Origin of the sequence: Corynebacterium sp. HMSC08D02, from assembly GCF_001807505.1 — a bacterium.
GTDB classification, from domain to species: domain Bacteria; phylum Actinomycetota; class Actinomycetes; order Mycobacteriales; family Mycobacteriaceae; genus Corynebacterium; species Corynebacterium pseudogenitalium.
This window is the reverse complement of sequence record NZ_KV789253.1, coordinates 22,083-36,079: the sequence shown is the minus strand read 5'-3', so window position 1 is coordinate 36,079 and position 13,997 is coordinate 22,083. Positions and strand designations below refer to the sequence as shown.

The following is a 13,997-nucleotide window of genomic DNA, read 5'->3' as shown; positions in this document are numbered from 1 at the left end:
CCCGGTCACCTAGGGGGTGACCACGAACTGGCCGCGCTGTCCCTTTTCGGCGTCGGTCATCTGGTGGTTCACGAAGGTGTAGGTGCCGGGTTCGTCGAAGGTCATCTCGACGAACCCACCCTGGGCGGCGAGGAGCCCGAGCGCCTGTGAACCGGTGTCAGTGGCGCTTCGGATCTGGTACTGGCCTTCTTTGAACACGGTGTCGAAGATTTCGCCGACCACGTGGAAGCTCAAGGGATTGTCGGGGCCGACGTTGAAGAGCCACACACGGACGGTATCGCCGACGCGGGCCGGAATCGGCCGCTGCTGGTACTGGTTGGGGTAGCCGTTGAACGCGGTGAGATCGTAGAGCCCGGCGGCGACTCGCTCGGGGTCGGCGCCGTCCTCGCCGAGGAAGACCTCGTGTGAGAGGAGGACGTATTCGGCGTCGACAGGCGTGAGGTCCGGTGGGTCGATGACGACGGCGCCGAACATGCCGTTGGCGATGTGCAGGCTCATCGGCATGGTGGCGCAGTGGTACATCCAGATCCCGTACCTGCGGGCTTCGAACTCGTACGTGAGCGATTCGCCCGGGGCGATCTGGGCCATGTTCGTATCGGGGTTGACCTCACCCGCGTGGAAGTCGATGGAGTGCTCCATCGTGCCGTCGTTGACGATGGTGATGCGGAACAGGTCACCGACGCGCCCGCGCAGTACGGGACCTGGCATTTCTCCGTCGAAGGTCCAGACGGGTTGGGTGACGCCGGGCGCAACCTGGCGCTCGCTTTCGGCAACGTGCCAGGTGTGTTCGTGCACTGTTCTTTCGGGAGCATCGGGCGCGGGAGGCAGCGCTGGGTCACGGTAGACCAGGCCGTCGTCAGGCCCATCCGCGGCGACTACCGGTCTGGGCGCGGCACTCGGTGAAGTGCTCGGGCTCGCCGACCCGACCACGACGTCGAACACCATCCCCATCGCCTTGTGGCCGGCGATCGTGCACCAGCCCTGCGTGGACTCGGTGAAGACGCCGAAGTCGTGGACGACGGTGTCGCCGGGATCGATGCGCCCGGTGTACTCGCTACCCAGCTTGAGGTCGTGCTGTTGGTCGTCGGAGTTGGTGATGGTGAGGATGAGGCGGGTACCGGAGGGGACGTCGATACGATTCGGCGTGAAGGCCATGCCGTGGATGTCGACGTCGAGGGTGGTGGCGCCGCTGGCGTCGATTGGCGCCGAGCTGCCATCGTCGCCTGCGGTCGAGCTCAGCGCGCTGAACACCACCATGAGCGCCACGAATACGGCGATGATGGCCCACGCCAGGCCGTCGGAGGTCTGCCCTTTTTTATTCACGGTCTCGATCGTAATAAATATGGTTCGAAATAGGGAAAGCTCGGCACCCATAGAAAAACCCTCGGGGGAACACAGAGTCTATGTCTGTGACCCAGATCCGAGGGACTACGTTGGCTACAATAGCACAATGACGTATCCAGTGCAGCCGCCTACAGGGCGCCACCACCTGTTATGGGGGTCTATTTCACCTGCTCGGATGGCGACATTTCTATCACACACGTCTCATCATTGCGCCGATGAGGCGCTTGAACTTTATGTATGGAATCGCGATTTGTCCATGGCCTTTATGGCCGATTTAGCGGTCCTCGAAGTTGCGTTACGTGAGGCTATTCATGCTGTTCTGACCGAGAAATGGGGCGTGCAGTGGTATCAGGAAATGCCTTTGGACGACCGGTCGCGAACGGCTTTGGCTAGTGCTTGGGAACGTCTGCCTGCTCACGTGAGATTGAACTCGGAACGTGGGGATTTACCAGGGAGACTAGTGGCCAACTGCATGTTTGGCTTCTGGACGAATCTGTTTGATAAAGGCGGTTATACCGGCCGAGGTCCTTGGCGCAGAAAGGTTGACAATGAGCGGAACTGGCCAGTTCTAGCAAAAGCATTCCCCGGCGGCAGGCGAGAAGCTGCACGTCAGCGGGATGAGCATCCTGAAAAGGCGAGAGCGATAACTTTTTCTCGTGTGTGGGTTCATCAGTTGTGCCAAGAGATTAATGAACTTCGAAACCGTGTTGCGCATCATGAACCGTTACTGAATGGTGTCCCACTTCGTGGACAAACGCATCGAAATGAAAAAAGAAGGAGAACAGTTGAGGAGGCATTCGCGCAAATCTTGTCCCTCGCCCGCATGATTGACACTGACCTGGCTACGTGGTTGGTGGCCAATAGTGAAGTACCAGGTGTTATGGCGAGAAAGTGCGAAATAACCTCTTCGTCACGTTCTTTCAATAAATACGGCCTGGAATAGGGAAAATCGGCGATTTCGGTTTAAGCTGGTAAAGAGCTCTGACCGAAGGAGGACACGTGAATTCGGCGACCCCGCCTCAACCGACGACGGACCTGATGGACCGCGCCGCCGAGTTGAGCGTGAAGCAGCGCGAGGTGCTTGATCGCCTAGCTTTGCACCCGCATGGGGCGCAGGTCGGCGACCTTGCCAAGGAGATGGGGATGCACCCCAACACGATCCGCGGGCATTTGGATGAGTTGTTGGCGCGGGATTTGGTGCAGGTCACCACGGCTCCGAGCGAGGGACGCGGCCGCCCGAGCAACATTTTCCACACGCGCACCCCGCACCACTCGACCGTGACTCGCGAGTACATCGGCCTGGTCAGGACGATGGCGGAGTGCCTCACCGAGGGCGATACGGAGAAGGCGCGCGAGATCGGCCGTCAGTGGGCGCGCCAGACCCACAACGGCCGCGAGGTGCAGTCGGATGCCTCCGGTGCGTCCCAGCTCAACGCCTTGATCGCGATCCTGCGGGACCTCGGCTTCGATCCCTCCTACCCAAACCAGTCCGGCAACATTGGCCTCAACGCTTGCCCGTTCACGACGGTGGGCGTCAGCGCGCCAAGTTCGGTCATCTGCGCCCTGCACGCCGGCTACCTGGATGAACTCAGCGGCGGCATCGTGCACAAGCTGCTGCCGTATAGTCGCCCGTCGCAGTGTGAGATCGAACTATGACTATCGACGACGCCGCCGCCCCCCTGCCCACCGCGGAACTTATGCGCCGCGCGGCAGAGCTGAGCCCGAAGCAGCGTGAGGTCCTCGATGCGCTCGATTCCTTCCCGGAGGGTGCCTTGCTCAGCGAGCTGAGCAAGGAGCTTGGCATCCACGTCAATACTGTGCGTGGCCACATCGATGAGCTGGCGGAGCGCGGTTTGGTGGGCTGGCGCGTGGCCAGCCGCACTACCCGCGGCCGCCCCTCGCACGTCTACCATGCGCGCACCCCGCAGCATCACGCTGTGATGCACGAGTACGTCGCGCTCGTCGAGTCGCTGATTGAGTCGCTCGCCGGCTTCGATCTGGACGCTGCCCGCGACTTCGGGCGCGCGTGGGCGCGGCGCAACGCGGACCGTTTCGGCGAACCACCCGAGGACTTCGAAGAGCTTGCCGCCGCGGTGCTGCGCTCCCTGCGCGAGATGGGCTTCGACCCGCTCGTCCGCGAGGCTGACGGCGACGCCTCTGTGGAGGTCGGCCTGCAGGCGTGCCCGTTCGTCGCCGCCGACGGCACCCCGCCCGCAGCCACGATTTGCGCACTGCACCAGGGGTTTATCGACGCCACTATCGGCCCCCACCACCTCGACTTCATGCCGTTCGACGCGCCGGGGCAGTGCGGGGCCCGGCTGGTTAACCGATCAGCCAGTCGTTCGGACTAAACAGCTCGAAGTACACGTTCGCCGGGTCGAGCTGTGCCAGGTCGTCGCGGATGGACTGCAGGAAACCCTCGCCGCCGCACAGGTACACATCCGCGCCGGAAACGTCCAGGTCAGCGACGTTGAGGCGCTGGCCCTCGGCACGGAAGTAGGGGTGCAGGGAGGCGTCGTCAAGCTTCTCGACGAGCATCCGCATCTCATCTGCCTGCGCCCACGACTGCTGTGACTCGTCGGCGTGTGCGACCGTGACCTTGCGCGGTGAGCCCTCCGCCGCGAGATGCCCCAAGATGCCGGTCATCGGCGTGGATCCGATGCCGGAGGAGATCAGCACCACTGGGTTCGAGCCCGGCTGCAGTACCAGGTCGCCGGCGGCGAGCGTGGCGTCGACGGTGTCGCCGACGTTGACGTGGTCGCGCAGGAACGTGGACACTTCGCCCTCGGTCTCCACGGCGATGCGGTAGTGGGAGGCGTCGCCTTCGATGATGGAGTACTGGCGCAGCTGGCGCGCGCCGTCCGGCAGCTTCACGCCGACCGACGTGTACTGGCCTGGGCGCGGCGCAGTGAAGTCACCCTCCAGGGTGTAGGCGTAGACAGTGTCGCTGAGCTGGGTTTTCTCCGTGACGGTGGCGGTGCGGAACACGTCGCCTGCCTCCACGCCGTCCGATTCGTAGAGCTTGCCTTCGTGCTTGATCAGGACGTCGGCCATCAGCCAGTACACCTTGTCCCAGGCCTCGGCGACTTCTGGGGTGACGGCGTCACCAAGCACCTCGACGATGGCGGCCATCAGGTTGTCGTGCACGATCTGGTACTGGTCTGCCGTGATGCCCAGCGAGACGTGCTTGTGCGCGATGCGGTCCAGCATCATCACTGGGTCCGGTGCCTCGGGGTCCACCAGCTGCGTGGCGAACGTCGCCACCGACGCCGCTAGCGCCTTCTGCTGCGCGCCCTGCTTCTGGTTGCCACGGTTGAACGTGTCCGAGATGAGCTCGGGGTGGGCGGTGAACATCTTGTTGTAGAAGGTCTTCGTGATCGTCTGGATGTTCGCGCCTACCGGCGGGAGCGTTGCCTTGATGATCTCGGCGTGCTCGTCGCTTAGGTAGGCCTGCTTCGGGTTCGGTTTCTCGTCAATGAACATAAACACGAATATACTCGTGTTTAATCGGATGCCCTACATACCACCCAACATCCCACATGTGGGATGTTATGTGGGATGTTATGTTGCGCGGTAGCGCTGGCGGGGGCTCTTATGAGGCTCTGTTCGCTCCGCCTCTCCGGCGTCTACCAGGCGATTGAGTGCGTTTTGGACCGCTGTTCGGCTCAGCTGCGTCTCCGTTACGAGCTCGGTCGTGGACCAGGACTCCTTCGTGGCAAGGAGATCTTTCACTTGGTCGATGGCCGTCCCGTGCCGCTCTGCTGCGATGATTCTGCGTTTGTGGAAGGTGATCGTGAAGTGCGTGAGCGAGTTTGCATACGTCGGTGGGGGCATGAGCGCTTTGGCAAGCGCTTGTTCGATCACGGCGATTCCGGAGCCACGGTTTTCCGCGACGGGTCCGCCGTCGTCGAAGCGCAGTTCCTCCAGGAACGTAGAAAGCCGCTGGTTGCGTGAGTTGCTGACCCCGGCGTCGCCAAGGTTTTCCGTGGTGACTCCGCCGTAGAGGCCCCCAGGATTCGTGATCTCCAGACGGTCGGCGAACATCATAATCTGGACCTGGCCCCCACGCGCGGCAGGGGAGTAATCGCGGTGCATGACGGCATTGACCAGCGCCTCGCGTACTGCCTCCACCGGGTAGTCCGGCATGTCTTTCCTGTACACATCGCCGATGACGCTCGCGGTGCGCATGTTCTTCTTCACAAGTTCGACGCCCGCTTCGACCATTTCGGGAATCGTGCCGGTGAGCGTCGCGTTGTCCAGGAACCGAATTCCTTCCGCGACCTCCCCGATCTCAGTGCCTGGCAAGAGAGTAAACGTAATGGTCAAGCGTGGGAAGAACTGCTGTGGGTACTCGCCCATCGTGAGAAGCGCAGCGAGTGTGGGGTGCTCACCGTCGAGGATGCGCAGGCGCTGCATTGCGGTCACATCACCTTGCTTGAAGGTGCGCGGCCGCAGTGATTTCTGATGGGAGAGGTAGGGGGTGAGCAGGTCGGTATCCAGGTCGTCCGGGGAGGCGTCTGCAACTGGTTCTTCATCCCACGTGGGTTGGGTGCGTTCCTCGAGCAGGCGGTCAATTTCGTAGGGCTCGAGGCGTCGCTCGCCTTCCCCGGTGCGGGTGAAACTGCCCTTGTACATCCCTCGTTCCTTGACGTAGCAGGGCTGCTCGCGCGGGGGAAGGGCGGGCACCTCGACGACTACAATCACGGCCCCTTCGAACGGCACCGGCGTGACAAGTGGTCGAAGCACTGGTGAGAGCTGGTCACAGCGCGACGCGACCGCATCCTGGGCGCGCTGCGCATCGAACCTATCGAGCGGGGCGAAGGATGCGTCCTCGCTCAATCCGATGAGAATCACCCCACCCCGCGTATTCGCAAACGCGGAGAGCGTCTCCAGGATGCTCTTCCCGACGTTCGATTTCACCTCAACTCGCGGTGTCTCACCGACCAACCGCAGATCTGCGACGATCTTCGATAACTCTTCTGCCTGCATAAACTCAACATACCACTCAACATCCCACATGTGGGATGTTGAGTGGGATGTTATGTGGGAAGTAAGCTGGCGGCATGCCAACTCCAGTGCCTGCGTACCTCGATAAGATCCTCGACCTCGTCCGCGACAACGACGCCGGCGAGCCCGCCAACTACATCGAGTCGCTGCGCACCGCCGACCCGGACAAGCTCGGCCTCGCCGTGTGCACCACGTCCGGCCACCTCTACTCCGTCGGCGACGACAGCTACGAGTTTTCCATCCAGTCGATCTCGAAGCCGTTCGTGTACGCGCTCGCACTCGAGGAACTCGGCGCCCAAGAAGTACACAAGGTTGTGGGGGTTGAGCCCTCCGGGGAGGCCTTCAACGCCATCTCTCTTGACGACGCCACCAACCGGCCCTCAAACCCCATGATCAATGCGGGCGCCATCGCCGTGAACCAGCTCATCAACGGGCCGGATTCGAGTGTCGAAGACCGCGTCGAGAAGATTCGGTCGTTCTTTTCCCGCCTTGCGGGCCGCGAACTGCGCATTGACCAGGACATCCTCGACGACGAGCTGGCCACCGCGCACCGCAACCTGTCCATCGCGCACCTGCTGCGGGAGTTTGGGATGGTGCAGGACCAGGCCCACGACGCCGTGAACTCGTATACGCAGCAGTGCTCCATCCTGGTCACCGTCCGCGACCTCGCCGTGATGGCCGCCACCTTGGCGAACGGTGGTGTCCAGCCGATCACCGGCGAGCGCATCATGTCCGCTGCGGCTAGCCGGGTGACGCAGGCCGTGATGACGTCCGCCGGCATGTACGACGGCTCCGGCCGCTGGATGGTCAACGTGGGCATCCCCGCCAAGTCAGGCGTGGCCGGTGGCCTCATCGGGACGATGCCGGGGCAGCTCGGCATCGCGTCACTGAGCCCGCGCCTGGACAAGCAGGGCAACTCGGTACGCGGCGTGAAGATCTTCCGCGAGCTGTCCGAATCCCTCGGCCTCAACCTGATGAGCGCCGACTACTACGCGGCGCCAGGAATCCGGACGGTGGATCGTCGAGAAGCGAAGACCGTCGTGCAACTCCAAGGCATGATCAACTTCACTGCCGCCGAGAAAATCCTCCACGACCTCGGCGAATACCGCCTCGCCGGCAACCGCCTGGTGCTCGACGTCTCCCACGTCACCTCCTTCAACAAGGCCGGGCGCCTGCTGATTAAAGAAGGCATCAAGCAGATCCGCGACCAAGGTTTCGACGTCTCCATCTACGACCCCGACGGCGCCATGCCCGACTACGAGTTCTCCGACGGCACCAAATTCCGCGCCGTGAAGGACTTCTCCACCTCCTTCGAGGTTCCGGCGAGCCGCACCGAAGTCTTCCGCGCAATCACGAAGCCGCAGGAGTGGTGGGACGAAACCATCGAGGGCTCCGCAGACACCGCCGGCGGCGAGTTCCACTTCCAAAACGACGACCAATTCGCCGAGCTCTACGTCTCCGAAGCCGAGCAGGGCGACCGCCTCGTCTGGCGCGTCGAGCCCACCGGCAACCTGCTCGAGGACCCCGAGTGGGACGACACCGACATCATTTTCGAGCTTGAAGACGCCCCCGACGGCGACACCCGCGTCAAATTCACCCACCGCGGCATGCACCCGCACGAGGACGGCTACGAGGAGGCCGCCGCCGACTGGAAGGCGCGTCTCCGCGACAAGTTGGAGCCGCTGATCAAGCGCGAGAGCAAATCTGAGTAGACTGCGCACCAAATTCCCTCACGCGCTTCCCGCGACCAGGGCTTTTGCAAACCCGCCCCGAGAAAAAAACAAGGAATCTGGTGCGCGCACCCGCTCTCACATGTTCCGAAAGGCGGAATTGGAGATGCGTCAACTTACTCCTGTGATTAGAACTAGAAACACATGCGAAAGTGAGGTGACTCACTGTGCTGGATCTGTTGTCGAAAGTCAAGGAGCGAACACCATGGGAGAGCTGAATGCAGACGTTGATGTGCTGGTCATCGGTACGGGACCGGTTGGCCTAGCGCTGGCGAACCTGCTTGGCATCCGTGGTGTTTCGGTCGCAGTCATGGAGAAGCGTGACCAACTGATTGACTACCCGCGCGGGGTCGGCCTCGACGACGAGTCCATGCGCACCATCCAGGCGATGGGCCTGGCGGAGGAGTTCCGGCCGTACACGATTCCGCACCACATCATGCGCTTGGTCGATGGTGCCGGTAACGTCATCTTGACGAACAACCCGCAGGGTGAGCCGTACGGGTGGCCTCGTAAGTTTGGGTTCCTGCAGCCGCTGGCGGATAAGGCTTCCTTCGATGGGTTAGCGAGGTTCCCGCACGTCACCACCACGTTTGGCCGTGAGCTGGTGAAGATCGAGGAGGTTGAGGGTGGCGTCCGCGCGACCTTTGAGGTCGTGCGTGGTGAAGAGGGGGAGGAGTGCACGGGCGAGCAGGAGCAGATCACCGCGAGGTACCTCGTTGGTTGTGAAGGTGGCCGTTCGTTTACGCGCAAGTGGATGGGGACGGAGTTTGAGGGGAAGTCGCCGTCGACAAGGTGGGTTGTTGTTGACGTCAACAATGATCCGCTGGGCGCCCCGAATGTGTACTTGGGCGCGGACCCGAACCGCCCGTACGTGTCCATCGGTCTGCCGCGCGGGGTGCGTCGTTGGGAGTTCATGCTGTTCGACGACGAGCCGACCGAGAAGGTCGAGGAGGACGCCTTCATCGAGGAGCTGCTGTCGGAGCACATCCCGGAGGGCACGAAGCTGGACGTGATCCGTCGCCGCGTGTTCACGCACCACGGCCGGATGGCGCGGACGTTCCGGAAGGGCAACGTGCTCATTGCCGGTGACGCGGCGCACTTGATGCCGGTGTGGATGGGCCAGGGGTACAACTCGGGTATCCGCGACGTGACGAACCTGTCGTGGAAGCTGGCAGGCGTGCTGCAGGGGACGTTCAGCCCGGACCTGCTAGATACTTACGACGTTGAGCGTCGCGACCACGCCAAGGCCATGATTGATCTGTCGATGACGTTCGGCACGGTGATTAAGCCGACGGATAAGAAGGTGGCGTTCGTGCGCGACACGGCGGCGAAGCTGATGAACCTTTCGCCGCGTGTCAAGGAGTACTTCGCCGACATGAAGTTCAAGCCGGTGCCGCGCTACGGCCGTGGCGCGGTGGTGGATCAGGCGACGTTGAAGCCTGGCGTTGCAGATCGCTCGAATGATCCGTCGCATCGCCCGCGCATCGTCACGTCGCGCGTTGCGGTGAACAAGTTGTCGCCGGTGGGCTTGCAGATCATCCAGCCGAAGGTCGAGTACAACGGCGCTGAGGTGCTTCTCGACGACGCCTTGGGCCTCAACCACGCCGTGGTGACCTGGGGCGTGGACCCGGCCCGCCTGTTCACGCCGGAGCAGCTCGCTGAGATGGCAAAGGCGAACGTCAAACTGGTGTGTGCGGTCAGCCCGACGCAGGTCGAGTGGGCGAAGGAGTACGCGTCGGCGGACACCGAGGTTGTCTCGGACATCACGGGTGCGCTGAAGGGCTTCTTTGATACCCGCGCGGTTGGTACGGTGCTTGTCCGCCCGGACAGGTTCGTTGCGGTGGCAACGCTCAACGCCCAGGCAAGTAAGGCGTGGGAGGCGTACAAGCAGGCTGCAAGCATGCGCGTGCAGTAATTACTACTGACTACTTCAGGGGCACTCAGACAGGAATGTTTGGGTGTCCCTGGTGTTTAACAAGTCCTTAACAAGCCTTAACAAGGAGGTATCGCAAGTGAGCGACTCGAAACACTCGGCGCGGCCGAGAGACTACGCATATTCAGTGTTCGCCATTGTGGTGATGATGGCCGGTACCGCTCTTGTGACGACCAGTCAGCTCGGCACGCCGCCGGTCTCGTCGCCGGTGTACGCGATGACGCTGATCGGTGGGCTGAGCTTCGGAGGTTGGACGTTTGTGCTCAACCTGTTCCTCATTGCGGCGCAGTGGTTGATGCTCCGTCAGGATTTCCCTCGCCGGTACTGGCTGCAGCTGCCCGCGCTGCTTGTCGGCAGCGTGAGTTTGGACGGGTGGATGTACGTGTTCCGCCCGCTGGTGTCGACGAATTACGCGGCGCAGGTTGCGCTCGTCGCGGTCGGGTTGGTGGTGCTCGGCTTTGGCGTGGCAATCCTGGCTACTGCCAACGCCGTATTCCTGCCGGGCGAGGGCTTCGTCGCTACCGTTGCGACGCTGCGTCGAAAACCGTTCTACAAGGTCAAGCTGGTCTTTGACATCGTGTGTGTGTTGCTGGCGTTGGTGCTTTCCGTCGTGTGGGTCGGCCACTTTGAGGCTGCCCGTGAGGCGACGATCGTTTCAGCGCTGACGCTCGGGTTTATCGTGGGGGCGTTCACCCCGGTTGCCCGGCGGCTGGTGAAGCCGGTCGACTAAGCAATAAGAAAACGCCCCGGAGTAGCTCCGGGGCGTTTGTGTTGCGGTGCTAGCCCTTGAACATATTCGTCTTGGTGAAGCGCTCCGCGTGGCCCATGCTCTGGGCGGTTTCCTTGGAGAAGTAAATCGCCAGCGAGGAGACCACGAACAGGCCGGTGATGATGATGGCCAGCGGGGTCAGGCCGGTCTCCGGGGAGACGAAGCGGGTCGCGACCAGCGGTGCGGTACCAGCGCCGAGGATGGACGCCGCCTGGTAGGTGATACCGGAGCCGGTGTAGCGCAGCTCGGGGACGAACTTCTCGGAGATGAATGCGCCGATCGGGCCGTACTGTGCGGGCTGGACCACGCATACGAGCAGGACCATGCCGATCCAGATCTTGGTTGGGTCACCGGAGTCGATCATGTTGAAAACGATCCAGATGCCGATGATGGAGACCAAACCACCGGCCAGCATGACGCGGCGTCGTCCGAGGCGGTCAGACAGGGCAGCGAGGCCCGGCATGACGAAGATCGCGATGACGGAACCAACGGTAACCATCATCAGCGCCGTAGAGCGGCCGACTGGCGTTTCAGTTTCAGCGGTCGCGTTCACGATGTACGGCACCATGAACGAGCCCTGCAGCCCCTGCACGAACAGTGCGGCGGTGCCGGCGAGCGCACCGAGGACCAGCTCGCGCGGAGCTTCCTTCAGCATGCGGACCAGCGGCACACCGGTGTGCACCTTGCCGGCGCGCCGGGCTGCTTCGAACTCTGGGGACTCTTTCACGTTGGCGCGCATGAACAGGCCGACGATGACGATGGCTGCGGAGAACAGGAACGGAACGCGCCAGCCCCAGTCGGTGATGAAGTACTGCTCGGGGTTGGCGAAGTTGTCGCCGGAAGCCTTCGCGAAGATTGCGAGGATCAGCGTCGACAAGATGGCACCTGCTGGGCCGCCTGCGATGGCGACGGAGGCGCCGAAGCCCTTGTTCTTGGCGGTGGAGTTCTCCATGGCCATCAGGGTGGCACCGGCCCATTCGCCGCCGATCGCCATGCCCTGGATGATGCGCAGGATGACCAGCAGAATCGGAGCGGCCGGCCCAATCATCTGCGAGGACGGCATCAAACCGATGGAGATGGAGACAAGCCCCATCGTCAGCAGTGTGATGACAAGTACGTTCTTACGGCCGTACTTGTCGCCGAAGTGGCCGAACGCCATCGAACCAATCGGACGGGAGAGGTAGCCGGTGAGCAAGATGACGAAGGAGAGCATCGTGCCCAGCTTCGGGTCGATGTTCGCGAAGAAGAGCTGCGGGAACACCAGGCCAGCTGCGGCTGCGTAGAGCAAGAAGTCGTAGTACTCCACGGTGGAGCCGAGGAAGGACGAACCAAGGGCGAGGCGCCGCTCTTTCGGCGTGCGCTCATGCTTCGCGAGGTCTACCGGCGGGGCATGGGTGATGTTAGCCATGTGGGTCTCCTGAAAGGGATGGGGTGGTCAGCTAGCGCGCGGACCACGCAACGGAGTGGGAATAGTTTTCGGTTGCCTCAGGGAGGAGGCGTCCGTAGTGGTACTCGAAGGGCTGCTGGCGGTAGAACTCGCGGGTAAGTTCTCCGCGCTGCGGCGTGGCGGCCTCGCGTCCGGAGTTGCCGCGGTACTCGCCCGTGGCCATGCGCCCGAACCAGTGATGGTCGTAGATTGTCTGGTCCGCCCACACCTCAAGCAGCATGAGGTGATTGGGCAGTTCCAGGTTCTCCATCCACGCGTAGTAGAGGCAGCCCGGCTCACGGCGGGTCTCGGTGATTTCCTGGGCGGTCAGCGCGCGCATCTCAGGGGTTTCGACGAAAGCGTTCTGGATGACAATGCTGACTGGCCCGCGCGCCGGCCACATGATGCGGGCGTCGTAGCCCGCTTCTGGGGCCCACACGCCGTCGGCGAGGACGTACTTGGACTGCTCGTAGATCTCCGTCGTGCCGTCCTGCACGAATGTGTGCAGGTTCGGGAGTTCCGGCAGCTTCTCGACGATCTCTGCGTAGTCGGACACGTTCGCCGCGAGAATCGCGACGGCGTAGTCCTCGTCCTCGACCGCCAGGGTTTGATAGGCCTCGGCTTCCTTGATTCCGTCGCGCTGGCGGAGGGATGCGACGTCGTGAAGAAGCTTTTCTGGAGCGTCGGTGGCTCCGCGATGAACGATGCGGATCATACGAGCTCCTCGAAGTCGACGATCCAGTCGGGTGCGGCGAACTCCGGCTTCGGTGGCTCGCGGCGCGCGACGATCTCGATGAGGTAGCCGCCGAGCGCGTCGAAGGTGTCGAAGTAGCCGAACTCGGCGGCGCCGCCGCGCAGGTTAGAGCCCATGCACAGTGGGTGGCCAGCCTCGGTCATGGAGGAGACGACCTCGTCCCACTCGGAGTCCTCCGTGGTCATCCACGCGAAGTAGTGGTGGATGCCCGGGCCGCGCTCATCGAAGAATTCGCGGTTGTAGTGGCAGTCGCCGTGGTTGACGGAGATGATCTCGAAGCCGAAGTCACCGGCGGTGCCCTGGGCAGTGAAGTAGCCGGTGTCGCCGTCCTTACCGCGGTAGTACGGCTTGTCCAGGCGGCCGAAGCCGGTCTCCCACGTCTTCATCTCGTAGCGCTGGATGCCGAAGACGTCGCGGTAGTGCGGCAGCGCCGCCATGACGTCGTGCACGAGGACACCGAAGTGGTACATGCCCTGCACCGGCTGGAGCGGGCGGGTGTCGGTGCTCACCTGGGCTGGGTCGGCAGCAGTTGCCGGAAGCATCTCGACGAGGAAGCCGCCCAGGTTCTCACGCGTGTCGTAGAAGGTGCGCGTGGCGCCGTCGACAGTTGCCGTGTAGGCGACGTCGTAGCCGAGCGCCTTGAAGTGCTCAGCGACCGCCTCGTCGTTGGCCGCGGTGGAGCGGACCTGTAGGAACGCGATGCCTTCGCGCTTCGTGCGTAGGAACTCGTTGAAGGGGCTCTCGCCGCCGGTTGGTTCGATGAGCTCGAAAGTAAGGCTCGACGCCGGGCGCCCGCCTGGGCCCTTCTCGCCGTTCACGGCCGGGGTGGTGCCGACGGCGCTCCGCCAGGTTCCTGGGGTCGTCGCCAAGCGTCGGCCGTGCGCGACCGCGTCGGTCGGTGCGTGCTCGGCGGTGTCCCAGTCGGTGATGCCGTAGATGCGGGAGTACTCCTTGATCTTGGCGTCGAGATCATAGACAACGACGCCGATGCGCAGGAGGTTCGTGGTTTCAATCTGTGTACTCAAGAGCGTTTC

At 62.8% G+C, this 13,997-nt stretch carries 12 protein-coding genes and 1 pseudogene; 7 read left to right on the top strand and 6 right to left on the bottom strand.

What is annotated here, in order from left to right:
• Positions 1–9: 9 nt before the first annotated feature.
• The gene (locus tag HMPREF3170_RS08175) at positions 10–1,323 is read right to left on the bottom strand and encodes a multicopper oxidase domain-containing protein (RefSeq protein WP_246814949.1); all 1,314 of its coding nucleotides are present in this window, start codon (positions 1,321–1,323) and stop codon (positions 10–12) included.
• 127 nt (positions 1,324–1,450) lie between these two features.
• Between HMPREF3170_RS08175 and HMPREF3170_RS11590 the strand changes: the two genes are divergently transcribed.
• The 3 genes from HMPREF3170_RS11590 to HMPREF3170_RS08165 are packed head-to-tail and all read left to right on the top strand — an operon-like array spanning position 1,451 to position 3,695.
• Positions 1,451–2,287: a hypothetical protein gene (locus HMPREF3170_RS11590; RefSeq protein ID WP_141742254.1), complete on the top strand. Its 837-nt coding sequence runs from the start codon at positions 1,451–1,453 to the stop codon at positions 2,285–2,287.
• A 56-nt stretch (positions 2,288–2,343) separates the two neighbouring features.
• Entirely contained in the window at positions 2,344–3,000 is a 657-nt protein-coding gene (locus tag HMPREF3170_RS08170; RefSeq protein WP_083290936.1) for a helix-turn-helix transcriptional regulator, read from the top strand.
• Positions 2,997–3,695, top strand: a complete 699-nt coding sequence (locus tag HMPREF3170_RS08165) for a helix-turn-helix transcriptional regulator (RefSeq protein WP_070479039.1) — start codon at positions 2,997–2,999, stop codon at positions 3,693–3,695. Before HMPREF3170_RS08170 ends, HMPREF3170_RS08165 begins: the two co-directional genes overlap by 4 nt.
• Here the strand turns inward: HMPREF3170_RS08165 and HMPREF3170_RS08160 are convergent.
• Both HMPREF3170_RS08160 and HMPREF3170_RS08155 read right to left on the bottom strand, forming a co-directional pair.
• Complete coding sequence (locus HMPREF3170_RS08160; protein ID WP_070479037.1) at positions 3,667–4,827, bottom strand: globin domain-containing protein; 1,161 nt, start codon at positions 4,825–4,827, stop codon at positions 3,667–3,669. The genes HMPREF3170_RS08165 and HMPREF3170_RS08160 overlap by 29 nt on opposite strands.
• A gap of 78 nt (positions 4,828–4,905) precedes the next feature.
• The gene (locus HMPREF3170_RS08155) at positions 4,906–6,333 is read right to left on the bottom strand and encodes an ATP-binding protein (protein WP_070479035.1); all 1,428 of its coding nucleotides are present in this window, start codon (positions 6,331–6,333) and stop codon (positions 4,906–4,908) included.
• Between the two features lie 74 nt (positions 6,334–6,407).
• Here HMPREF3170_RS08155 and HMPREF3170_RS08150 point away from each other — a divergent pair.
• From HMPREF3170_RS08150 to HMPREF3170_RS08140, 4 genes and pseudogenes are all read left to right on the top strand, one after another.
• A pseudogene (locus tag HMPREF3170_RS08150) lies at positions 6,408–7,649 on the top strand (glutaminase); the annotation flags it as partial.
• The gene (locus HMPREF3170_RS11965; protein ID WP_246814951.1) at positions 7,641–8,063 is read left to right on the top strand and encodes an SRPBCC family protein; all 423 of its coding nucleotides are present in this window, start codon (positions 7,641–7,643) and stop codon (positions 8,061–8,063) included. The pseudogene HMPREF3170_RS08150 and the gene HMPREF3170_RS11965, both read left to right, overlap by 9 nt.
• Positions 8,064–8,286: 223 nt before the next feature.
• On the top strand, positions 8,287–9,996 hold the full coding sequence (locus HMPREF3170_RS08145) for a bifunctional 3-(3-hydroxy-phenyl)propionate/3-hydroxycinnamic acid hydroxylase MhpA (protein ID WP_070479031.1): 1,710 nt from the start codon (positions 8,287–8,289) through the stop codon (positions 9,994–9,996).
• 97 nt (positions 9,997–10,093) lie between these two features.
• The gene (locus HMPREF3170_RS08140) at positions 10,094–10,744 is read left to right on the top strand and encodes a DUF6198 family protein (protein WP_070479029.1); all 651 of its coding nucleotides are present in this window, start codon (positions 10,094–10,096) and stop codon (positions 10,742–10,744) included.
• A 49-nt stretch (positions 10,745–10,793) separates the two neighbouring features.
• Here HMPREF3170_RS08140 and HMPREF3170_RS08135 read toward each other — a convergent pair whose 3' ends face one another.
• Genes HMPREF3170_RS08135 through HMPREF3170_RS08125 form a run of 3 tightly spaced genes read right to left on the bottom strand, consistent with a single transcriptional unit; the run spans position 10,794 to position 13,988 of the window.
• On the bottom strand, positions 10,794–12,191 hold the full coding sequence (locus HMPREF3170_RS08135) for an MFS transporter (protein ID WP_070479027.1): 1,398 nt from the start codon (positions 12,189–12,191) through the stop codon (positions 10,794–10,796).
• Between the two features lie 31 nt (positions 12,192–12,222).
• A complete protein-coding gene (locus HMPREF3170_RS08130; protein WP_070479025.1) occupies positions 12,223–12,924 on the bottom strand; it encodes a putative quinol monooxygenase in 702 nt (233 codons plus the stop codon).
• Positions 12,921–13,988 (bottom strand): VOC family protein, encoded by a 1,068-nt coding sequence (locus HMPREF3170_RS08125; RefSeq protein ID WP_070479024.1) that lies wholly within the window; start codon positions 13,986–13,988, stop codon positions 12,921–12,923. Before HMPREF3170_RS08125 ends, HMPREF3170_RS08130 begins: the two co-directional genes overlap by 4 nt.
• Between the last annotated feature and the right edge of the window lie 9 nt (positions 13,989–13,997).